Origin of the sequence: Arthrobacter sp. QXT-31, from assembly GCF_001969265.1 — a bacterium.
Taxonomy (GTDB): Bacteria; Actinomycetota; Actinomycetes; order Actinomycetales; family Micrococcaceae; genus Arthrobacter.
In genome coordinates this window covers 2,465,424-2,488,175 of record NZ_CP019304.1, presented here as the reverse complement: position 1 = coordinate 2,488,175, position 22,752 = coordinate 2,465,424, and the positions used below count along the sequence as shown (strand labels likewise).

Genomic DNA, 22,752 nt, shown 5'->3' with positions numbered 1-22,752 from the left:
ACTCACATGACCGAAACCCAGACCCTGCCGGATGCCCCACCCCTGTCCGGCACGCGTTCCGAGCACGACCTGCTCGGTGACCGCGACATTCCCGCCAGCGCCTACTGGGGCGTGCACACCCTCCGCGCGGTGGAAAACTTCCCCATCACGGGCCAGCCGCTCTCCACTAACATGCACCTGGTCCGCGGCCTTGCCGCCGTGAAGCTCGCGGCCGCCCGGACCAACCTGGAACTCGGGCTGCTGGACGCCGAACGCGCCGCCGCCATCGAACAGGCCTGCACCGATGTGATGAACGGCGAACTCAGCGAGCAGTTCGTCGTGGACGTGATCCAGGGCGGGGCCGGAACGTCGTCGAACATGAACGCCAACGAGGTCATCGCCAACCGCGCCCTGGAAATCCTGGGCCACCCCAAGGGCGACTACGCGCGGCTGCACCCCAACGACCACGTGAACCTCAGCCAGTCCACCAACGACGTCTACCCCACAGCGGTGAAACTCGGCACGATCTTCGCCGCCCGCGAGCTGCTCTCAGCGCTGGCGGAACTCGAGGAGGCGTTCGCGGAAAAGGCCATGGAGTTCCGGACCGTGGTGAAAATGGGCCGCACCCAGCTCCAGGATGCCGTTCCCATGACCCTGGGCCAGGAATTCGGCACCTACGCCGTCACCATCGGCGAGGACCGGCAGCGGCTGGCAGAAGCGGACCTGCTCATCCACGAGATCAACCTCGGCGCCACCGCGATCGGCACCGGGCTCAATGCCCCTGCCGGCTATGCGGAGGCCGCCTGCCGCCACCTTGCCGAGATCACCGGGCTGCCGCTGGTCACCGCCGTCGACCTCATCGAGGCCACCCAGGACGTGGGCGCGTTCGTCCACCTCTCCGGCGTGCTCAAGCGCGTGGCCGTCAAGCTGTCCAAGATCTGCAACGACCTCCGCCTGCTGTCCTCCGGACCGCGCGCCGGCCTCGGCGAGATCAACCTGCCCGCCGTCCAGTCCGGCTCCTCCATCATGCCCGGCAAGATCAACCCGGTGATCCCGGAAGTGGTCAGCCAGGTGGCCTACGAGGTCATCGGCAACGACGTCACCATCACCATGGCCGCCGAGGCGGGCCAGCTCCAGCTCAACGCCTTCGAACCGGTCATCGTGCACAGCCTGCACAAGAGCATCTCGCACCTCGAGGCGGCCTGCCGCACGCTTACGGCCCGCTGCGTCACCGGCATCACCGCCAACACCGAACGGCTCCGCCTCACCGTGGAACAGTCGATCGGCCTGGTGACCGCGCTCAACCCGCACCTGGGCTACGCCACCGCCACCGCCATCGCGCAGGAAGCCCTGGCCACCGGCCGCGGCGTGGCCGAGCTGGTCCTGGAACACGGCCTGCTCACCGAAACCCAGCTGCAGGAGCTCCTGAGCCCCGAACGCCTTGCCAACCTCAGCAAGTAGTCCCCACCCGCCCCCTAACCTCGCAAGCTCGGTCAGGGAACCCGGCGGTTGTGGGCCCAGTCTTCCTCCCCCAACAGGAAATCAAAGGACCCCCATGAGTAACCAACCCATCACGGACCATACGGTCCCGGCCCAGGCGCATGCCACTGAGACCCTTCTCCATGCCGAAGACAAGGGCTACCACAAAAGCCTGAAGCCGCGGCAGATCCAGATGATCGCCATCGGCGGTGCGATCGGAACAGGGCTGTTCCTCGGCGCCGGCGGCCGGCTCAACGCCGCCGGACCGTCCCTGGTCATCGCGTACGCCGTCTGCGGTTTCTTCGCCTTCCTCATCCTCCGTGCCCTCGGTGAACTGGTGCTGCACCGCCCGTCGTCGGGCTCGTTCGTCTCCTACGCCCGCGAGTTCTTCGGCGAGAAGGCGGCCTTCGTCTCCGGCTGGTTCTACTGGATCAACTGGGCCACCACCACCATCGTGGACATCACCGCCGCAGCGCTGTACATGAACTTCTTCGGCAACTACGTCCCCTGGATCGGCGCGGTGCCGCAGTGGGCCTGGGCGCTGATCGCGCTCGTCGTGGTGCTTGCACTGAACCTTGTCTCGGTCAAGGTCTTCGGCGAGCTTGAATTCTGGTTCGCCCTGATCAAGGTCGCCGCACTGGTCGCGTTCCTGATCGTTGGCACCTACTTCGTCATCTTCGGTACCCCGGTGGCCGGCCAGGAGGTGGGCTTCAGCCTCATCACCGACAACGGCGGCATCTTCCCCAACGGCCTGCTGCCCATGATCATCCTGATGCAGGGCGTCCTGTTCGCCTACGCGTCCATTGAACTCGTCGGCACCGCCGCCGGCGAAACCGAAAACCCGGAAAAGATCATGCCCAAGGCCATCAACTCCGTGGTCTTCCGGATCGCCGTGTTCTACGTCGGCTCCGTCATCCTGCTGGCCCTGCTCCTGCCCTACACGTCCTACGAAAAGGGTGTCAGCCCCTTCGTGACGTTCTTCGGCTCCATCGGCATCCAGGGCGTGGACGTCATCATGAACCTCGTGGTCCTCACCGCGGCCCTGTCCTCGCTCAACGCCGGCCTTTACTCCACCGGCCGGATCCTGCGTTCCATGTCCGTGGCCGGCTCCGCCCCGAAGTTCGCCCAGCGCATGAACAAGGCCGGCGTCCCCTACGGCGGCATCGCCATCACCGCCGGCGTCTCCCTGCTGGGCGTTCCGCTGAACTACCTCGTCCCGTCCCAGGCCTTCGAGATCGTCCTGAACATCGCCTCCGTAGGCATCATTGTCACCTGGGCCACCATCGTCCTGTGCCAGCTCCAGCTCAAGCGCTGGGCGGACAAGGGCTGGCTCAAGCGCCCTTCCTTCCGGATGTTCGGTGCGCCCTACACCGGCTACCTGTCCCTGCTGTTCCTGGTCGGCGTGCTGGTCATGGTCTTCATCGACTCGCCGCTGACCCTCGTGGTCACGCTCATCGCCATCGCGCTCATGGTGGCCGGCTGGTACGCCTGCCGCAAGCGGATCCACGAGATCGCCGAGGCCCGTGAAGGTTTCACCGGCATGTCCCCCGTGGTCGCCAACCGGCCGGGCCCGGGCGGCGCGGACCGGATCTAACCCGCGAGGCAGCACCTCCCAGCAACATAGCGCGAACGGACACTTGTGGCCCCAACCCGAAGGGCCACAAGTGTCCGTTCGCGCTTAAGCCGTTTGGTTTCGGATGTTGACCGCTGTTTGGGGCAGGAGTACCTTACTGGCCATGCTGTAACCCTTTGGGCCGCCCGCCCATCACCCGTCGATGCGGGCATCAGCCCCGTATCCGAATCACGCCACGGCAGACCGCGCGACGTTGCCGCCTGCCAAGGTGCATCCGGTCTCTGCCGGTGTGGACGGCCACCGTCCTGGCCGTTACCCCTGCATGATGCCCGCCCACACCGGCTGCAATCACAGCAACCGTGCGCCGCCGCACCCCGGCTGCGTACCAGGTCCCGGGACCAGCGCCCCGGATGAATCGGAGTACCCCATGGACAGCAGCTCCTTCCAAACCCTGCAGGAGAAAGTGCGGGGCCAAGTCATCACGACTGACCAGGCAGACTACGACGACGCCAGGGCTGTCTACAACGGAACGATCGACAAACGCCCTGCGGCGATCCTACGCGTGTCGCAAGTAGCGGACGTCATTGCCGGCGTGAATTTCGCGCGTGACCAAGGCTTGGACCTGGCACTGCGCGGCGGCGGCCACAGTGCGCCCGGGTTTGGGACCTGCGACGGCGGCCTCGTCCTCGACTTTGCCGGCTGCCGAGGAGTGCGCGTGGACCCTGCCACGTCCACGGCACGGGCCGAAGCCGGAACGACATGGGCGGACTTCAACCATGCAACAAGCGCCTTCGGCATGGCCACCACGGGCGGCATCATCGGATCGACCGGCGTTGCAGGGCTTACCCTGGGCGGAGGGATCGGGTACCTTGCCCGGAAGTACGGCCTGTCGTGCGACAACCTCAGGTCGGCTGACGTTGTGACAGCCGACGGGAACTTCGTGGTCGCCAGCGCAAGGGAAAATGAGGACCTCTTCTGGGCGCTTCGCGGCGGGACCGGCAACTTCGGCGTCGTGACTTCGCTTGAGTTCAACCTGCATCCCGTAGATCTTCTCTACGGCGGCGTGATCATCTACCTGCTGGAGCATGCGGACACTGTGGCCCGGTTTTACCGGGAGTACATCGCCACGGCACCTGAGGACATGGGCGTGTTCCTGGGCTTCCACCAGGGGCCACCCGTCCCGTTCTTGCCGGAGGAGTATCACGGAAAGCCCGTGGTGGTCCTGGTGGGCGGCTGGACCGGCCCCCATGACGAGGGCGAGCGCCACTGGCAGAAGTTCCTCGAGATAGCGCCCGTTGCCGGCTCTTTCGTGGGACCGCTTCCCTACACGGTCCTCAACACACTTTTCGACCCGATGCTTCCCAAGGGCCTGCAGGCCTACTGGAAAGCAGAGTTCCTGCCGCAGCTCAATGATGACGCCATCCGCGTTGCCGAGAAGTTCGCAAGGGCCATTCCAAGCGTCCAGACGGCCAACCACTACTACCCGATTAATGGGGCCGTCCAGCGGGTTGGCCGGGATGAGACGGCTTTCCCGTACAGGGACGTCAACTTCGCAGTGGCCATCGCCGGCATGTGGGAGGACCCCGCCGACAACGAAGCGAATACGAAGTGGGTGCGGGACTACCACAGTGAACTCCACGCCCATGGTGCCGGCGCGGGCTACGTGAACTTTCTCGATGCCGACGACCAGCCCCACATCGAGGACAACTATGCGGGAAACTACGCCCGGCTGGCCCAGGTGAAGGCCAAATACGACCCCGGCAACCTGTTCCACGTCAACCAAAACATCAAACCAGCAGCCGGCTGACCCTGTGACAGCCCGCATAACCGGCCTCTTCTGCACCGCTTTCCTCTCCCTGAGGACGCCGACGCCGCGGCCCGGCCCGGCAGCCAGCCCCACCGGGAAAGCGGCGCAGAAATGCCGGGAACTCAAGTTCAGCGGGCTACATCTGATCCCAATCGGCCTACCATTGAGGCATCCGGGGTGTGGCCCGCGGTGGGCGGTGCCGCTCCGGTGCATCGAAGGGCCGGATCAATGGACGTCGTCGTCATCGAAACCCCGCAGCTAGGGGACCGCAGCTACCTGGTCCACGACGGCCGCGTGGGGCTGGTGGTTGATGCCCAGCGGGACACGGACCGCATCGAGGAGGCCGCACGGAAGGCCGGGGTGCAGATCACCCACGTGGCCGAAACCCACGTCCACAACGACTACCTCACCGGCGGCCTGATCCTCGCGCGCGCCCACGGCGCCAAGTATCTGGTGAACGCCGCTGATCCGGTGGGCTATGAACGGGAACCCGTGGCGGACGGGCAGGAAGTGCAGATCGGCGGGCTCACGCTCCGGGCCGTGGCAACTCCGGGACACACCCACACGCACCTGTCCTACATCGTCACGGATGGACGTGCCCGTGCAGTGTTCTCCGGCGGGAGCCTGCTCTTCGGTTCCGTGGGGCGCACCGATCTCCTCGGCCCCGGAGACACCCCCGGCCTGACACGGGACCAGTACGCTTCCGTGCACCGGCTCGCGGAAGAAGCCGGCCCCGATGCCGCACTCTACCCCACCCACGGGTTCGGCTCGTTCTGTTCGATCGGGCCGGCCGCCCGCGCGGATGCCTCAACCATCGCGGAGCAGCGGACAGCCAACCACGCACTGACGGACCCCGATCCGGAGCACTTCGCGGCGGAGCTCATGGCCAATCTGTCCGCCTACCCGTCCTATTACGCGCACATGGCCCCCATCAACATGACCGGCCCCGAGCCGGCTGACCTCAGCCTGCCGGAGTCACTCGGCGCCGAGGAACTGACGGACCGGCTGGCCAGGGGCGAGTGGGTGGTTGACCTGCGCCACCGCATGCTGTTCGCCAGCAACCACCTGCAGGGCACCGTCAGCTTCGAGTACGGCTCGGGCGGGAGCTTCAGCTCCTACCTAGGCTGGGTCCTGCCGTGGGGCGAGAAGCTGACGCTCGTTGGTGACCGCGAAGACCTGCAAAACGCAGTGCGGGACCTTTCCCGCATCGGCATCGACCGTCCTGATGCCGCGGTGGGAACAGAACCCCGCGAGCTCGCCCCGCGCGCTCCGGTTGCCTCCTATCCCCGGGCCGGCTGGCCCGCCGTCGTCCATGAAAAGCCCGACGGCGACATCATCCTTGACGTCCGACGTGAAGACGAGTTCACCAAGTCCCACCTCGCCGGTGCCATAAACGTCCCGCTGCACGAACTGCTGGACCGCCTTGGCGACCTGCCCGATGGCCGCCTTTGGGTGCACTGCGCCAGCGGCTACCGTGCCGGCGTGGCGGCCAGCCTGCTGCAGCGGGCAGGCCGGGACGTGGTGCAGATCGATGCCCTGTTCCGGGACGCCGCGGCCGCCGGCGTCGCATTGCAGATGCAGCCGCTGCAGCGGAGGTAACCGCGCTATCCGTAACCGGGGCGTCCGGCCCAGATTGCAAAGTCCAGTGTTGCAAAGTCGATGTTGCAAAGGAGAACAACGATGGATGCTGAAGGCAAAGTGGTTGTTGGCGTGGACGGTTCGGACTCCTCGGTGGAGGCCCTCCGTCTGGCGGCCCGGCTGGCACCCGGCCTGGGCGCCCATGTCCATGCCGTGGCCTGCTGGCACTTCCCGGAAATGTATGCCGGGTACATCCCGCCGGATTTCGAGGCGTTCGAGGCCTCGGCGGCCAAGGTCCTTGCCGAGTCCCTCGAGAAGGCGTACGGGCCGGATGTCCCTGAAACGCTGACCAGTGAACTGGTGCGCGGCCCGGCCCCGGCGACTCTGGTGGAGGCGGCGGCCGGCGCGGCGATGCTGGTGGTGGGGCGCCGCGGCCATGGCGGGTTCATGGGGCTGCATCTGGGCTCGGTAAGCACCGCCTGCGTGGCACATGCCGAGTGCCCGGTCCTGGTGGTGCACACCAAGGATGACCACCACCGTACCCACCATTTCCGCAGGGGCGCCGCCTCCAAGGATGCCAATAAAGGCATGGCGCACGGCACAACAACAGACGCGGCCACACGCTGACGCGTCCCCGTAACGCAACGCACCTGCAACCCCGTGCCGGCGTGCCATCGCCTATGCTCGGCTGAGCAGCCCGAAAACCAGGCAGCTCAAAAATGGCTCAACGTCGAACCACGGGAGATACCTCATGACCAACTGGCGGATCCGGGACTTCCACTCCGCGGACCTGGACGGCATCCTGCACCTCTGGGAGTCGCTGAAGGCCACCAACGTCGAGCCTGTGTATGCGCTCTCGGAGGTGCTGGCCTCCTGCGAAAAGGACCACGCCGTGGTCGCGGTGCAGGGCGAGCAGGTGGTGGGCGCCGCCGTCGGCCGTGCCGCGCATGACCAGGGCTGGATCGTCTTCCTGGCCACGCTGCCCGAGTTCCGCGGCCGGGGCATCGGCACCTCGCTGCTGGCCGCCGTCGAAAACCGGATGGCCCCGCACGGGCTGAACAAGCTTTCCGCCCTGATGCCCGAGCTGGAGACCAGGGTGGAGGCCTTCCTGAGCCGCGGCTTCGTGCTCAAGAAGAACCTGCGCTATTTCGAGCGCACCATCCCCGTGCAGCGCCAGGAACTCGAGCCCCTGGGCCAGCTGGGCGGCCGCATCCTCGCCCGGAACCTGTGGGAGAACGTGGCCGGCATGCGCCGTGAGAAGGAGCTGCTGGAGCGCCGCCTGGTCCTGCCGCTGGCCGAGGCCGACCTCGCCGACGAATTCGGTGTGGTGCCGCCGCGGGCCGTGGTGCTGTTCGGGCCGCCGGGCACGGGCAAGACCACGTTCGCCAAGGCCATCGCCTCCCGGCTGGAGTGGCCGTTCGTGGAGGTCTTTCCGTCCCGGCTGGCCTCGGACCCCAAGGGCCTGGCCGGCGCGCTGCGGGAGACCTTCCTGGAGATCTCGGAACTCGAGCACGCGGTGGTGTTCATCGACGAGGTGGAGGAGATCGCGTCCCAGCGCGCCGGCGACCCGCCCTCGCCGCTGCAGGGCGTCACCAACGAACTGCTCAAGATCATCCCGGCCTTCCGCGAGCAGCCGGGCCGCCTGCTGGTGTGCGCCACCAACTTCATCCGCGCGCTCGACTCCGCCTTCCTGCGGCACGGGCGGTTCGACTACGTGATCCCCATCGGCCTGCCCGACCCGCAGGCCCGCGAAGCCATGTGGCAGCGCTTCATCCCCGCCGCCGTGGTGGACGACGTGGACGTGGAGCAGCTCGTGGACCGCACCAAGGGCTTCTCCCCTGCGGATATTGAGTTTGCGGCACGCAGTGCCTCCCAGCGGGCGCTGGAGAAATCCGTCTACGGCAATGGCGGCGACGGCGGGCTGGCTTCCGGGGGCGGCGTTTCCGTCCGCGAGGCGGTCCGGAAGGGTCCTACCACCGAGGACTACCTCGATGCCATCGCGGACACGCGCACCACCGTCAGCGAAGAGGTGCACCAGGAGTTCCTGGAGGACATCGACGCCCTGGGCCGGGTCTAGGCTGCCCGCGTCTTCCAAAGCAACGCGGAGTCAGATACGGCCCAATTCAGGGCCCGGATTGGGCGCTAAATGACTCCGCGTTGCAGGGTGGGGAACCCGCGATACCTTTGATCCATGCCCTCTAATCCCCTCCGGCACGCGGTGGCCCGCATGGGCGGCCGCGACCCGCACCAGCCTCACCGGACAGCCACCCCCCTGGAACTCTTCTTCGACCTGACCTTCGTAATCGCCTTCGGCGTGGCTGGCAACCAGTTTGCGCATGAGATTGCGGAGGCTCGCTTCGGCGTCGGCCTGCTCGGCTTTTCCTTTGCGATGTTTGCGGTGATCTGGGCCTGGATCAACTTCACGTGGTTCGCCAGCGCGTACGACACTGACGACTGGGTGTTCCGGGTGGTCACCATGGTCCAGCTGCTGGGCGTCCTGGTCCTGACCATGGGGATCGAACCCATGTTCCACTCCCTCGTTGAGGGGAAGTACGTGGACAACACCATCATTGTGGGCGGCTACATCATCATGCGGCTGGCACTGATCTCCCAGTGGCTGCGCGCCGCCAGGCAGGACCCGGCCCGGCGGACGACGTGCCTGCGCTACGCCCGCTACCTGGCAGTGGTCCAGCTGGGGTGGGTCGCGGTGCTGTTCATCCAGGCCGACGTGCTGACCACCTTCCTGATGATCGCACCGCTGTATGTCCTGGAACTGGGCACCCCGTACTGGGCCGAGCGGAACGCAAGAACTCCCTGGCATGCCCACCACATTGCCGAACGCTACGGCCTGCTGGCCATCATTGCCCTCGGTGAGTGCCTGATTGGCGCAGTCGCCACTCTCCGGGCCATCGTGTCCAACCACGGCTGGTCTGTTGATGCGGCCCTGGTAGGTGTCGGCGGCACGGCCCTCGCCTTTGGCATGTGGTGGATCTACTTCATCCTGCCTGCCGGCCGGGCCCTGCACCTGCAGCGCCACCGCTCGTACTTCTTCGGCTACGGCCACATTCCGATCTTCGCCGCCATTGCCGCCACCGGGGCAGGCCTGCACGTCGCGGCGTATTACATCGACCATGCCGCGCACATCAGCGCGGCCGCGGCAGTCGCCACCATCGCCATTCCCGTTGCACTGTTCAAAGTCTCGCTGACAGCCCTCTTCAGCGTGATGACGTGCGTCGACCGCACCCTCATCGCCGTGACCACGGGCGTTTTGCTTGTGCTCGCAGGAAGCGTGGCACTGGCGGCCGCGGGCGTTTCCGTTCCCGTCTGCCTGCTGATCATCGTGGCTGCGCTCGGCGCCTCGATCGTCATCGATGAACGCCGGAGTACGGACCTGCTGCACGCCGCGCTGGAGAAGATGGAGCACCGGCGCAAGACCGCCTGAAGCCCACGGGTCTGGACAGGCCCGGCAGCGGACCCGCCACTACAAACCGGTCCACACCCACGGTTCACGCGGCAGCGCGGCAGGCTTGAACTCCCGCAGGGCCTCCTCAAGTGATGCGCCCGGCAGGCCCAGCGACTCCAGGATGGTGCGGCGTAAGGCTTCCGCGGGGATTCCGACGGCGGCGAGGTCAGCGAGGGTGACTGCGCCGTCCCGTTTGGCCAGCCGCGCGCCGTCGGCATTCACTACCAGCGGCACGTGCGCGTATTCCGGAACGGGCATATTCAGCAGGAAGGCCAAATATGCCTGCCTGGGCGTTGAGGGCAGGAGGTCGTCGCCCCGGACCACCTGGTCTATGCCCTGCTCGGCATCATCCACCACCACGGCAAGGTTGTATGCGGTCACGCCGTCATTCCTGCGTAGCACAAAGTCATCCACCATCCCGGTGAACGTCCCGTGCAGCGCATCCTCCACTGTCCATTCGGAGACGGAGGAACGCAGCCGGATCGCCGCCGGCCGGGTGGAGCGCTTGAACTCAAGCTCCGCCGCCGACAGTTCCCGGCAGGTTCCGGGGTACGCGCCCTGCGGTGCATGCGGGGCGGAGGGCGCCTCCTGGATTTCACGGCGGGTGCAGAAGCATTCGTAGGTCAGGCCGCCCGCCGCCAACTGTCCGATGGCGGCCGTGTACAGCGGCTCGCGGTCTGTCTGGCGCACCACCGGGCCGTCCCAGGTCACTCCGACGGCGGCCAAGTCGCGCAGCTGCACGGCCTCGGCCCCTGCCCGTGCCCGGTCGAGGTCCTCGACGCGCAGCAGAAACCGCCGGCCGGTGGAGCGGGCAAAGAGCCAGGCGAGGATGGCCGTCCGGAGGTTTCCCACATGCAGCTCACCGGACGGGCTGGGGGCGAAACGGCCTGCATGACTCATGTCCTCCACCCTATGCCGAACACCACAAGAGCCCCTCAGCTACCGCGCGCTCCGGGCGTTGGCCGGGAATCGGTGGCTCAGGGGCTCTTGCCGTGCCTGTCCCGGACGGAACTCCGTCAGGGAAGCGAGGCACTTCTTGCGGAAAGACGAATGCGTGAACAAGTGTCAATCAGCGGCGGCGTCCTTGCGGGAAGCGTGGTCCAGGGATCCGGGTGGTGTGCCGGGAACCTGTAGCCTGCCGGCTGTGGGGGTAACCACCGCCTGCGTTGCCACTATCTGAGCAGAAGCCCTACAGTAGGCGCAACAGGCACGGGTCGCAGTGGTCAATCTGACCAGTCGTGCGCCCGGAAGCGGACAGGAAGTGATCAGATTGCAGCAGCTCGACGCCATTGACAGGCGAATCCTTGCCGCCCTGGACGAGGATCCCCGGCTGCCCATCATGGTCCTGTCGCAGCGGCTGGGCCTGGCCCGTGGAACTGTACAGTCGCGCCTGGAGCGGATGACGGCGTCGGGCGCCCTCCGGCCCAACAGCAGCCGGGTGCTGCCTGCAGCCCTGGGCCGGGGTGTTGCTGCTGCGGTCAGCGCCGAACTGGACCAGAGCCATCTCAACGAGGCCATCGCCGCGCTGCGTGAAATCCCCGAGGTGCTGGAATGCCACGCCCCTGCCGGCGATACAGACCTGCTGATCCGGGTGGTGGCCACGAGTCCCGATGACCTGTACCGGGTTTCCGAGGAGATCCGGCTCTGCCCGGGAATCGTGCGGACATCCACCAGCATGTTCCTGCGTGAGGTGATTCCCTACCGGACCACCGGTCTCCTAGAACACTGATTCCATCCGTCAGGGGCGGCGCGCCGATATTGCGCTAATCATTGGGGAAAACTGCGGATATTCCGGCGGCTGTCCTGCGATGGCTACGGTAGCCTGATTCCGCATCCGCCGCAGCGCTGGGCAAGCGGGGGATGCATTGTTCACTCAGGGTCTCCGCCGGGGGGTCGGTCTCAATTAGGAACTCAATGCGCTCTTTTTCCCGTTCAATCGCGTCGGTCACCGGTTTGCTGGTTCTCGCCGCGGGCCTCGTCTCGCTGCCCGCCGCCGCTACCGCGGCCACAGACCCTTCCGGAAGCGGCACGTCCCTGCCGGTCGAGTCCACTTCGGAGCACGAGCACCACGTCTACGAATCCGCAATGGGTGTACCCACGGATGGTCCGCCGGAAGGACTGGCCCTGCAGGCCGAGGCGGGCGGGACAGCGACGGCTCCTCTCTCGGTCAAGCTCGTCGTCGCCACCCTGGTGGACAACAAAGGCGTGGTTTCAATGACCCAGGCCGAAGCGGCGGTGGCGGCTTCCAGCAATTACTGGAAGGCGATGTCCGGCGGCCGCATCTCCATGACCGTGACCGAGCGGACAACGCATGCCTCCAAGACGGCCAGGTCGACGGACTCCTACTACGACATGATGGACAAGATCACCGCCGAGCTGAAGTGGGCCTACGCCACCAACAAGGCCCTGGTGGTTTTTGTCCCGACGACCACGCTCGCCGGTGGTGCTTGGGGCTTCGGCTTCAGTAGCTCCGGCAACAGCGGCCGCGTGCTGATGCCGCAGATCAGCGGCGTCACCAACAGCGTGATGGCTCACGAGTTCGGACACGTGCTGGGATCCATGCACGCGGACGCCCTGCAGTGCGCCAGCGGTGTTTCCGACGTGGGCGTGACGAGCACCGGACAGTTCACCGACTCCTCCTGCTACATCCGGGAATACGGGGACAGCACGGACGTGATGGGGCTTTCCAGCTCGAGCATGCCGGTGATCAGCGCGCCCTTCTGGGACGCCAAGGGCCTGGGCGCTGCCACCGACATCCGCGACCTCGGCGTGGCCTCAGGCGTGAAGAGTTACACACTGAAGCCCTGGGGCGACACGAAGCAGGCCTACCGGGCAGTGAAGTTCACCGACCCGGTCAGCAGGGAGGTCTACTACCTGGAGCTCCGGCAGCCTGCCGGCTACGACGCCTACCTGGCCAGCGGGCCCTCCGGCAACCGCGGCGTGAAGGTGGTCCAGCGCGGCGGCGCCACAGCCGCGTCCTCCCTGGTGCTGATGCCGTCCACCATTCCGTTCAGCGCGTCCTACGCCACCAACCACACCTGGCAGGCCGGGAGCACGTTCAGAACGCACGCGGGTACCCGGGTCACGGTCAACTCCGTCACGGCCACGTCGGCCACTGTGACCATCGACGCCGACCCTGCCCGGTACACCAAGATCCAGTTCTCCGCCGGCGACTTCAACGGCGACGGACGACCGGACCTGATCTCCCGCGAAGCGGACGGTTCGCTCCTGCTGCTCCCCGGCCTGGGCGGCAACAAGCTCGGAACGGCCGTGAAGATCGGCACGGGCTGGAACAGCTTCAACACCGTCTTCGGCAACGGTGACTTCAACGGCGACGGGAAAACGGACCTCATTGCCCGGACATCCAACGGAGATCTGTGGCTGTACCCCGGTAGTGGCACCGGCGGTTTCCTGGCCCGCAAGCAGATCGGGTCCGGCTGGGAGGGCTTCCTCCGCATCATCGCCCCCGGTGATTTCACCGGCGACAAGCGTGCCGACCTGCTGGCCATGCGCACCGACGGAACGCTGTGGCTGTACCCCGGCAACGGCACCGGAGGGTTCCTGGCTGTCACGCAGATCGGCTCCGGATGGAACGGCTTCACCGCCGTCACCGCGGCGGGAGGACTCGCCACGGGTCCCGGCCTGCTCGCCCGCTCCAGCACCGGGACGGTCTACCTGTACCCGGGCAACGGCACCGGCGGCTTCCTGGCCCGCCGGACCCTGGCCACAGGCTGGGGCAGCACCCAGCTGATCGCCGGCCAGGACTTCACCTCTGACGGGCTCACGGACGTCCTGTCTGCCAGCACCACCGGCGCCATCACCGCCTACGCGGGCAACGGCAGCGGCGGTTTCGCGACCAAGCTGAAGATCGGCAGCGGCTGGGGCGGCTTCAGCCAGGTCTGGGAAGCCGGCGATTTCGACGGCGACGGCAAACCCGACATCCTGGCCCGGACCACCCAGGGCGCCCTGCGGCTCTACCCCGGCAACGGCTCGGGCGGGTTCCGCGCATCCCGGCAGATCGGCACCGGCTGGCAGGTCTTCGACCAGGTGGTGTCCGCCGGAAACTTCAACGGCGCCGGCGGTCCCGACCTCCTGGCCAGGAAGCCCGACGGCTCGCTGTGGCTCTACCCCACGACCGGAACGGGCGTCTTCCAGACCCCTAAGAAGGTTGGCTTGGGCTGGCAGGTCTTCGCCCGGTTCCTCGCCCCCGGCGATTTCTCCGGCGACGGGAAGACGGACGTCATCGGACAGACCACCGACGGCAAGCTGTTGCTGTACCCCGGCAACGGGACTGGCAGTTTCCTTGCCCCGAAGCAGATCGGCTCCGGCTGGGCAGGCTTCAGCCAGGTCATCGCGGCCAATGACTTCAGCGGTGACGGGAAGGCTGACCTGATGGCCGCTAAGACTGACGGCACGCTCTGGCTCTACCCCGGGAACGGCGCGTCCGGCTTCCTCGCCAGCAGCCAGCTGGGCACCGGCTGGAACGCCTACAAGTCCCTGGCCAGCGTGGGCCGCTTCGCCGGAACGGGCAACCCGAACGTCGTTTCCGTGTCGGCCGACGGAGCCCTCTGGCTCCACACCGGCACCGGGAAGGGCGCCTTCCAGAACGTCGTGCTGAACCCCCGCTGAGCAGGGGAGACAGTCCAGCGCGAGCGAACACTTGGGGCCCCTGATCCACACGGATCAGGGGCCCCAAGTGTTCTTTCGGTCTGTCGGCAGGCCGGCTACACCGGCGGCCCTGCGTTGGATTTCAGGTTCTTCATCACGAGTGTTGAGGTCAGCCGTTCCACCCCGGGCAGGACCGTCAGTTCGCTGTCGTAGAAGCGCTGGTAGGAGGGCAGGTCCGCAGCGATCACCTTCAGCAGGTAATCCGGGGAACCGAACAGCCGCTGCGCCTCCACGACGTTCGGGTTCTCCGCCACCCTGTTCTCGAAGATTTCCATGGTGGGGCGGTCCACCTGCCGGAGGGTCACGAACACAATCGCCTCAAAGCCAAGCCCGACGGCGGCCGGGTCAATGTCCGCCTTATAGCCGCGGATCACGCCGGACTGCTCGAGGTCGCGGAGCCGGCGGTGGCAAGGGGCCACGGTCAGCCCCACCTTCGAGGCCAGCGCCGTGGCAGTAATTCTGCCGTCCTCCTTGAGGTGCCGCAAAATACTTCTATCGATGTGGTCGATCACGCAAAAATCTTACTCCTGCAGCAGCGATCCGCGCGAAATTTGAAAGCACATCTGGCGCGGTTTTGCCTAGGCTTTTCATACCGCCAAACACGCAGGAGCCCGCCATGAATCCCCAGCTCTTCCTCGCCTTCATCGTGGTCGCGGTCGCTCTGGCCTGCACCCCGGGAGTGGACTGGGCCTACTCCATCACGGCCGGCCTCGGCCGCCGGAGTTTTGTGCCCGCGGTGGCCGGGCTGTGCAGCGGATACGTGCTGCACACGCTCCTCATGGTCGTGGGGCTGGCCGCAGTCCTGGCAAGCGTGCCGGGCCTGCTGGGCTGGATCACCGTGGCCGGCGCGCTCTACCTGCTGTGGCTGGGAACCGTCACCATCCGGTCGTGGCGCGGTGCGAGCTTCAGCTCAGCGGCCGCCGTCGGAAATCCGGGGCAGAACCAGCTCCGCTCCTTCCTGCAGGGGATGGGCACCAGCGGCATCAACCCCAAGGGGCTGCTGTTCTTCCTGGCCCTCGTGCCGCAGTTCGTCAGCGCTGATGCGCCATTGCCGGTGCCGGTGCAGTCCGGCCTGCTGGGCCTGACGTTCGTGCTGCTTGCGGCCCTCGTATACACGTGCGTGGCGCTGCTCTCGCGGAAGCTCCTGCAGTCCCGGCCGAACGCGGCCCGCAGCGTCACGCTGGCCAGCGGGATCATCATGGTGGTCCTTGGCGCCGCGCTGCTGTCCGAACAGCTGCTTCCGGCCCTGCGGTTCGGCTAAGCCTGCGGCTCGCGTAAGCCGCGGGCTAAGCCGGCCCGCCCGGAAGCCGGGTCAGACTTTTTGCTCCATGAACCACTCGGTGAAGCTGGACGCCCGCCCGTCCGGATCGAGCCGGATGACCCACAGGTTCTCGTAGTTGGGCCGGTCATCAAGGTACGTGGTGCGGCCCTGCACAAACGCGAGGTCCCCGTCGGAGCCCAGCAGGGACCACTCGAACCTCCAGTCTTCGGGCTCGTCCGCCGAGCCGATCCAGCGTTCCACGATCTGTTCCCGGCCACGCCACGGGTCGGGGTCATAGGGCCGGGTGGCGTAGACGGCCTCCTCGGTGAAGAGGGCGCGGATGTCCTCCGGGTCATTCGTTTCCCACGCCGCGATGTACTTTTCCATCCACTGCCTGATTGCGTCAGTCATGGCTCCGTTGTAGCGCGGCCCCCTGTCGCCCACAAGAGGCTGCCGTTGCCGGCAACGCGAACGGCCTCAGTCGCCGCCGAACTGCTTCCACTTCTGTTCCCAGGCCCGGCGCGCCTCGATGTCCTTGCGGATGACTTCAAAGGTTTCGAGCTCGGCCTGCCGGCCGCGCTGCCATTCCCGCGGGTTGAGGGACTTCCGTCCGTTGTCCAGCAGCATCAGGGCCCGGTCCGTCAGGGCGTCGTTGCGCAGGGACATGCTGGTCTTCTGCCGGCGCAGAACTTCCTTCAGAGCCTGCTGGGCCTGGGCATGGGCGCCGAGCCGGCGCAGGGAACGCGCGCGCACCAGGAGCAGCGCCGCGGAGAGATCGTCGGCGTTCATCAGCCCCTCGGTCCAGACGACCACTTCCTGGTCCCGGCCGAGGTCGGCGGCGAGTGCACACCTCGCCAGCGCGGTGGGCAACGATGGCGGTAGCCGGACCAGCGTTTCAAGGGCCGCCTCGGTCTGCCCCGTTTCCCGGAGGGAATGCGAGAGTGCGAGGAACACCGACTCCTCGCTGAACAGCACCGGCACCACGATGCGTTCGGCCACCTCCACCCGGGTGACCACCCGCGTAAGGTAACTGGCGGCAAACTGGTTGGCCTCGTCGTCGTTCCTGATGGAAAGCCCCCGCTGCAGCAGCTCGGCGGCACGCAGGTAGCCGCCCTGCCTGTACGCGAGGAGGCCGGCCATCACGCAGCAGAGCCCGGCCCAGCCGGGATAAGCACGGCCGGCCGCGATGAGCCGGTTGGGGTCGGTGTTGAAGAAGATGGCGTCGTACACGGTCCTGGCCGCTTTTCCGGGCAGCAGCTTGAGCCGCGGGACGCTGCCGTCCACGCTGATCCGCCCGTCCCCGCCGCCGAGCATGCCGTGGATGAGTCCGCCCATGCCCTCGGCCAGTTCGCGCACCGGGGTGCGGACCTTGCCCCCGCCGAATGGCGTGAGGTCACGCGTGTCGCGGTAGATCGGTCCTGGAAACTGCCCCGCGCTCATTCCTCCATGCTAATAGCGAGCGGGAACTAGGCCGAAGCGGCGCCCACCCACACGCCCACCAGCCAGGTGCTGGCGGCGAGGCAGGCCAGGCCAAACTCCGCGAGCATTCCCAGTCCGGTCGCCTTCAGGGCCGCCCAGCTGGAGGTCAGCGCTGCCCGGAAATGGCGCGTACGCAGGACTTCGCTGAGCAGCAGACCGGCAGCGAAGCCCACGAACAGCCCCACGACGGGAATGACGAACATGCCCGCAATGCCCAGCACAACCCCCACCGCGACGCTCCGGCTGGGAATCCGGTGCTCCTTCAGTTTGCGGCCGGCGAGGACAGCACTGGCCGCCATGCCTGCCAGCACGAACACCATGCCCACGGCGAAGACCACCCAGCCGGTCACGCCCTCACCGCCCCAGATTGCCCACGCCAGCAGGCCCAGGCCGATCAGGAAGCTGCCCGGCAGCACCGGGATAACAGTGCCGGCAACGCCAACCAAGATGGCCAGGCCGCACAGGACGGTCACAAGGGTTTGGGCATTCATGCCCCCAGTCTAGGGAACGGAGTTTGCCAGGAACGACGACGGCGGTGCCTCCCGCGCAGGGGAGGCACCGCCGTCGGACGTCAGTCAGCCCGTTCCCGGCAGCCGCTGCAGCCGCCGCCCTTTAGGTGGCTGCAGCCTTAGTTGGCTTCGGCTTCGGCTTCGGCGGCCGCGGCGACCGCGGCCGTGACAGCGGGCGCCACGCGGGGGTCCAGCGGGCTGGGCACGATGTAGGACGCGGACAGCTTGTCATCGGCCAGTTCGGCGATGGCGCGGGCTGCGGCAACCTTCATCTCGGGGGTGATGCGGCGCGCACCGGCGTCGAGCGCGCCGCGGAAGATGCCGGGGAACGCCAGGACGTTGTTGATCTGGTTCGGGAAGTCGCTGCGGCCGGTGGCCACTACCGCGGCGTATTTGGACGCGACCTCGGGCAGGACTTCCGGGTCCGGGTTGGACAGTGCGAACACGATGGAGCTGTGGTTCATCAGCTTCAGGTGCTCCTCGTCCAGCTTGGAGGAGGAGACGCCGACGAAGACGTCTGCGCCCAGCAGCGCCTCACCCGGACCGCCGGAGATGCCGCGCGGATTGCTGCGCTGCGCCATCTGGGCCTTCTTGCTGGCGGGGTCGGCGGCGATGTCGGCGCGCCCGGAGTTGATCACGCCGCGCGAATCCAGCAGGACCACGTCCTCGATGCCCGCCGTGAGCAGGATTTCGGCGATGGCGATGCCTGCGGCGCCGGCGCCGGAGATCACGACTCGGAGCTCCTCGAGCCCGCGGCCGGTGACCTTGGCGGCTCCGGTGAGCGCGGCGAGGACCACGACGGCGGTGCCGTGCTGGTCATCGTGCATGACGGGGCAGTCCAGGGCCTCGATGAGCTTCTCTTCCAGCTCGAAGCAGCGCGGGGCGGCGATGTCCTCGAGGTTGACGGCGCCGAAGCTGGGGCGCAGCCGGACGAGGGTCTCCACGATCTCGTCCACGTCGGTGGTGTTCAGGACCAGCGGGATGGAGTCCAGCTCGCCGAAGGCCTTGAACAGGGCGGACTTGCCCTCCATGACGGGCAGCGAGGCGCTGGCGCCGATGTTTCCCAGGCCAAGGACGGCCGTGCCGTCGCTGACGACGGCCACGAGGCGCTGGGCCCAGGTGTGGCTCTTGGCAAGCTCCGGGTCGGCGTGGATGGCGCGGCTGACCTGGGCAACGCCCGGCGTGTAGGCGATGGAAAGGTCGCGCTTGTTGCTGAGGGGAACGGTGCTGGCGATGGAAAGCTTGCCGCCCTCGTGGGCAGCGAAAATTTCCTGGTCAGTCAGCTCTGCGGCTGCACTGGTGTCAATCGGAGCAATGGTTTCAGTGGACACGTCGTTGTCTCCTGTGGCTAGCCGTGGGCGCACGGCACATTATGGCTCGAGCATTCGGGGCTCAAGATGGTCAGGTACGCGCTTTGCTGGCGGCCCAAGGGTGCGGGTTCCGCCGGAAAGCCTGGGGAGGTGCGGGGTACTGGCCACTCCGGTAGTGCCATATTAGACAGGACAAAGGCCCACTGGACGCCAGTTGGGACGGGCCTGGCCCGAAAACGGCTGATTTTCGGTCCGGCTGTGGCTTATGTCACCGTTTCTTGCGGCTTTTAAGACCGCCCGGTCTAGACCAGTTACGCGGTGTTCCGTGCCAGCCGGGGCGTGGGCATCAGCAGCGAGCAGGCCTTCTTGAGGTCCTCCTCGGCTTCAAACAGGGAAAGTCGGCGGCAGCGGACCGACTGGACTAGACCGGCGACCGTCAGCAGCAGGACCCGGGCCACAGCCGCGTCCCCGCAGACCGCCGTGACGGCGCGTTCCGCCAGGGAGTCGATCTCGCGCAGCAGGCCGGTGGTGTCCCGGTCCTTGATGTACACGCCCTGGCTGAGGCACTGCTCAACGGCAGGCTGCATGACGCGCATGTGGAAGATTTCCATGGCAACGCCGGAGAGTGCATGGATGCGGACGGCCCCGGTCCCCGTCTTCAGCTCACCGAGCTGGTGCCGGTAAAGGGCCAGCATCAGGTGCGTGGCGGAGGGAAAGTAGCGGTACAGGGTGCCGAGCGGAACGTTGGCCTGCGCAGCCACCTCGGAGAGGGTTACGGACTTGAGGCCCTTCCGCGCGAAGCCGGCGGCAACCTCCAGGATCCGGTTGTAGCGGCGCAGCTGCCGGGGAAGGGAGGGCGGGGCGGCCATGGGCGGAAGATCAGGCATAGAGTCAAGCATCATCAGTCCGGAGGTTGGGATTCCTGGTGCAGTCAGGAAGAGCCCCATTCCCGGTCCTGCCGCAATTCGCCTTCCACTATACGGCACCCACTCTTCGGGTTTCCTGGGAGCGGAAGCTAGTCAACGCCCTTGATCTTCACCACGAACACCGCGCCCAGCAGGCCGATGACGGCCGCGGCTACATAGAGGGACACGTAGCCGCCCCACAGCGTGACGAAGGGCCACGCCAGCGCCGGGGCGATGACCTGCGGCAGGGAGTTGGCGATGTTGATGACGCCCAGGTCCTTGCCGCGGTCGGCTGCGTTGGGAAGCACCTGGGTGATCAGTGCAAAGTCCACGGCGAGGTACGCGCCGAACCCGATCCCCAGAACGCTGGCACCGATGATGCCGCCCGTCCAGGTGGGGGCGAAGGCCAGGATCAGTGATGCCAGCGCAATGATTACGGACGAGGCGATGACCAGCGGCTTGCGCTTGCCCATCCTGTCGCTGAGCCTGCCGCCTATTACGCTGGTGATGATCACGAACACGGCGTACAGCCCGGTCAGCACCAGCACGCCGAAGGCAGGCTCGAGGCCGGTGGTCTCCTTCAGGTGCACGGCGTCCGCCAGGAAAAACAGCAGGTACAGGGTGACCATGTGGTTGCCGATGTTGACCAGCAGCCGGGTGATCCAGGCCCAGGCGAAGTCCGGGTGCCGCAGCGGCCTGATGAACCCGAGCAGGAAGCCCGCCCAGTTCATTGGCTGGGCAGCCCCTGCCGGGAGGGGGTCGTCGTCGCTCTTGACCAGGTACATCACGACGCCAGCCACGAGTGCCGTCGCACAGATGATGTAGCCCAGCACGAAGTTTCCGCTCACGACGGCGGCAATCACCGCACCGGCCAGGATCCCGGCCGTCTGCCCCATCGCCGCCAGCCCACCCACAGTCGCGCGCTGCGGGACGGGGACGCGGTCAGGAACGGCCGCGGTGATCGCGGCATAGGCACCGTTGCAGCCTGCCTGGACCAGGCACCACAGCAGCGTCATCGCCGCCACGTTCGGCGCGCCCGCCAGGCCCACCAGCGCCGCGGCACCCAGAACGGCGCCCGCCAGCACCCACGGCACCCGACGGCCGAACCGGGACGTAGTGCGGTCGCTGAAGGCGCCAAACAGCGGATTCGCCACCAGCGACACCGCTGCGCCGGCACCGGTGACCAGGGCGAGGATGGCTTCCTTCTGCCCGGGGTCGAAATGTTCCGCCTGCTGTCCGAGGAGCACCTGGATGGGGCCGAAAAATGCCGCGTTGATGCCGAGGTTGACCAGCACCACGCCCGTGACCCAGAGCGGCCTGACGCGTTCCGTCGGTTCAGCGAGCGCGGCGGAGCGCCGGGTGCCCACCAGGCCGGGGTCGGGTACCGCACCGGGTATGTCGGACAGGCTCATTGCGGTCTCCCCTTGGAACGTCATGATGATGGAATCAGACTATCGCCGGCACGATTAAAAGTTCGTTCATTGCGGCAATAGAATGCCCTTCTGCCAGCCTCTTGCCACGGGGGTATTTCCGGCAGAACACACATCGCTCATTCCATGGGGGAATGCACATTGACATCACAAAACGCAGGACATCGCGTCCTGCTCAAATCCGCCTCTGTTACGGCCATAGCGGCGCTGACGCTCACGGCATGCACAGGCAATAACTCCCAGCCGGCCTCCAACGCTAGCCCGAACAACGCAGCCAGCGAGGCTAAAGTCATTCGTGTCATCGACGGAGACACATTTGTAGCAACGACCGCTGCAGGGGAGAAGACTATTCGCCTGCTCAACGTAGATACACCGGAAACCAAGGACCCGAACGCGCCGGTGGAGTGCTTGGGACCCGAAGCTACGGCCGCTCTGGAACAACTCCTTCCAGTCGGCTCGTCGGTCAGACTGGAGCTCGACGAAGAGCCAACCGACAAGTACGGACGGACACTCGCCGGCGTTTTCGATTCAAAAGGAACTTTGATCAATGCCGAAGTCGCACGCCAAGGCTTGGGCGTTCCCGTGCTCATAGAGCCGAATCGCAAGTTCTATCCGGCGGTTGTGGATGCCTTTGAAGAGGCCCATACGCGCGCCGTCGGACTAAACTCCACAGATCTCGCCTGCCTGCCCGCTCAGCAGGTTGAGAAAGCAGTGGCGGCGGTGGAAACCATCACTTCCCTCCCCGTATCGGAATCGACGTCAGCACTCGATAAATCCAATGCGGGCCTTGTAACTGCTCTTGCGACAATTGCTGCACTCAAGACAGCCGCAGCAGCTAAAAACAAAGTCCATTGGGCCGCGTACGAGCCATCCAGGCTGACTGCGCTCGTCTCACGACTGAACTCCGCTGCTTCAGCGGCGAAAGCGCGCCAGGCAGCAATCAAGAGTAAGAAGAAAAGCATTGCTGATGCCGCAGCAGCAGCGAAGGCCGCCAAGGTGAAAGCTGAAGCCGCAGCCAAGGCGGCGGCGGCAAAGGCCGCGGCTGAGGCTGCAGCGGCGGCCAAGGCCAAGGCAGATGCCGAAGCGGCCGCCGCCGCCGAGGCAGAACGCATCAGAAACCTCCCTCCAGTCTATGTTCCGCCTGCTCCACCTGCCTACACTCCGCCGGCATACGCACCGCCCGCTGCTCCGGCACCCGTCACCGACCCGTACGCCGGTTATACCGGCCCGCGATGCTATGCGCCGGGAGGCAAGACGTGGAGGCCGTGCGGATAATTAGGCATACCAGCCCACCGATATTCGCTGAGGAGA

At 66.6% G+C, this 22,752-nt stretch carries 19 protein-coding genes; 11 read left to right on the top strand and 8 right to left on the bottom strand.

The annotated features are described in order from the left end of the window. Positions 1–6 precede the first annotated feature (6 nt). The 7 genes from BWQ92_RS11255 to BWQ92_RS11225 all read left to right on the top strand — a co-directional run bounded on the left by BWQ92_RS11255 (position 7) and on the right by BWQ92_RS11225 (position 9,858). Positions 7–1,440 carry an aspartate ammonia-lyase gene (locus BWQ92_RS11255; protein ID WP_076799594.1) on the top strand — a complete coding sequence of 478 codons (1,434 nt, stop codon included), beginning with the start codon at positions 7–9 and terminating at the stop codon, positions 1,438–1,440. A gap of 94 nt (positions 1,441–1,534) precedes the next feature. Further along, positions 1,535–3,052 (top strand): amino acid permease, encoded by a 1,518-nt coding sequence (locus BWQ92_RS11250; protein WP_076799592.1) that lies wholly within the window; start codon positions 1,535–1,537, stop codon positions 3,050–3,052. Positions 3,053–3,458: 406 nt separating this feature from the next. After that, complete coding sequence (locus BWQ92_RS11245; RefSeq protein WP_076799591.1) at positions 3,459–4,838, top strand: FAD-binding oxidoreductase; 1,380 nt, start codon at positions 3,459–3,461, stop codon at positions 4,836–4,838. Between the two features lie 228 nt (positions 4,839–5,066). Beyond that, positions 5,067–6,437: an MBL fold metallo-hydrolase gene (locus BWQ92_RS11240; protein ID WP_076799590.1), complete on the top strand. Its 1,371-nt coding sequence runs from the start codon at positions 5,067–5,069 to the stop codon at positions 6,435–6,437. Positions 6,438–6,518: 81 nt separating this feature from the next. Then, positions 6,519–7,043, top strand: a complete 525-nt coding sequence (locus tag BWQ92_RS11235) for a universal stress protein (RefSeq protein ID WP_076799589.1) — start codon at positions 6,519–6,521, stop codon at positions 7,041–7,043. Between the two features lie 124 nt (positions 7,044–7,167). Beyond that, positions 7,168–8,493, top strand: a complete 1,326-nt coding sequence (locus BWQ92_RS11230; RefSeq protein ID WP_076799588.1) for an ATP-binding protein — start codon at positions 7,168–7,170, stop codon at positions 8,491–8,493. Positions 8,494–8,607: 114 nt separating this feature from the next. Then, positions 8,608–9,858, top strand: coding sequence for a low temperature requirement protein A (locus tag BWQ92_RS11225; RefSeq protein WP_076799587.1), 1,251 nt, complete (start codon positions 8,608–8,610; stop codon positions 9,856–9,858). A 39-nt stretch (positions 9,859–9,897) separates the two neighbouring features. Here the strand turns inward: BWQ92_RS11225 and gluQRS are convergent, their stop codons facing one another. Then, positions 9,898–10,779 carry a tRNA glutamyl-Q(34) synthetase GluQRS gene (gluQRS, locus tag BWQ92_RS11220; protein WP_076799586.1) on the bottom strand — a complete coding sequence of 294 codons (882 nt, stop codon included), beginning with the start codon at positions 10,777–10,779 and terminating at the stop codon, positions 9,898–9,900. Positions 10,780–11,149: 370 nt separating this feature from the next. Between gluQRS and BWQ92_RS11215 the strand changes: the two genes are divergently transcribed. Both BWQ92_RS11215 and BWQ92_RS11210 read left to right on the top strand, forming a co-directional pair. Continuing rightward, positions 11,150–11,608, top strand: a complete 459-nt coding sequence (locus BWQ92_RS11215; protein WP_172411669.1) for an Lrp/AsnC family transcriptional regulator — start codon at positions 11,150–11,152, stop codon at positions 11,606–11,608. 185 nt (positions 11,609–11,793) lie between these two features. Beyond that, a complete protein-coding gene (locus BWQ92_RS11210) occupies positions 11,794–14,508 on the top strand; it encodes an FG-GAP repeat domain-containing protein (protein ID WP_076799584.1) in 2,715 nt (904 codons plus the stop codon). Positions 14,509–14,603: 95 nt separating this feature from the next. Here the strand turns inward: BWQ92_RS11210 and BWQ92_RS11205 are convergent, their stop codons facing one another. Further along, positions 14,604–15,059, bottom strand: coding sequence for an Lrp/AsnC family transcriptional regulator (locus tag BWQ92_RS11205; RefSeq protein WP_076799583.1), 456 nt, complete (start codon positions 15,057–15,059; stop codon positions 14,604–14,606). Positions 15,060–15,163: 104 nt separating this feature from the next. Here BWQ92_RS11205 and BWQ92_RS11200 point away from each other — a divergent pair, with 104 nt between their 5' ends. After that, positions 15,164–15,808, top strand: coding sequence for a LysE family translocator (locus tag BWQ92_RS11200; RefSeq protein WP_076799582.1), 645 nt, complete (start codon positions 15,164–15,166; stop codon positions 15,806–15,808). 51 nt (positions 15,809–15,859) lie between these two features. Here BWQ92_RS11200 and BWQ92_RS11195 read toward each other — a convergent pair whose 3' ends face one another. The 6 genes from BWQ92_RS11195 to BWQ92_RS11170 all read right to left on the bottom strand — a co-directional run bounded on the left by BWQ92_RS11195 (position 15,860) and on the right by BWQ92_RS11170 (position 21,423). Then, a complete protein-coding gene (locus BWQ92_RS11195) occupies positions 15,860–16,219 on the bottom strand; it encodes a nuclear transport factor 2 family protein (protein WP_076799581.1) in 360 nt (119 codons plus the stop codon). Positions 16,220–16,285: 66 nt separating this feature from the next. Then, on the bottom strand, positions 16,286–17,248 hold the full coding sequence (locus BWQ92_RS11190) for a tetratricopeptide repeat protein (protein WP_076799580.1): 963 nt from the start codon (positions 17,246–17,248) through the stop codon (positions 16,286–16,288). Positions 17,249–17,274: 26 nt separating this feature from the next. Then, the gene (locus tag BWQ92_RS11185; RefSeq protein WP_076799579.1) at positions 17,275–17,778 is read right to left on the bottom strand and encodes a DUF456 domain-containing protein; all 504 of its coding nucleotides are present in this window, start codon (positions 17,776–17,778) and stop codon (positions 17,275–17,277) included. A 137-nt stretch (positions 17,779–17,915) separates the two neighbouring features. Continuing rightward, positions 17,916–19,127: an NAD(P)-dependent malic enzyme gene (locus BWQ92_RS11180; protein ID WP_076799578.1), complete on the bottom strand. Its 1,212-nt coding sequence runs from the start codon at positions 19,125–19,127 to the stop codon at positions 17,916–17,918. 290 nt (positions 19,128–19,417) lie between these two features. Beyond that, positions 19,418–19,993 carry a TetR/AcrR family transcriptional regulator gene (locus BWQ92_RS11175; RefSeq protein WP_236783178.1) on the bottom strand — a complete coding sequence of 192 codons (576 nt, stop codon included), beginning with the start codon at positions 19,991–19,993 and terminating at the stop codon, positions 19,418–19,420. 128 nt (positions 19,994–20,121) lie between these two features. Further along, positions 20,122–21,423 carry an MFS transporter gene (locus tag BWQ92_RS11170; protein ID WP_076799577.1) on the bottom strand — a complete coding sequence of 434 codons (1,302 nt, stop codon included), beginning with the start codon at positions 21,421–21,423 and terminating at the stop codon, positions 20,122–20,124. Between the two features lie 159 nt (positions 21,424–21,582). Between BWQ92_RS11170 and BWQ92_RS23970 the strand changes: the two genes are divergently transcribed. After that, positions 21,583–22,716, top strand: a complete 1,134-nt coding sequence (locus tag BWQ92_RS23970) for a thermonuclease family protein (protein ID WP_076799576.1) — start codon at positions 21,583–21,585, stop codon at positions 22,714–22,716. Positions 22,717–22,752 lie beyond the last annotated feature (36 nt).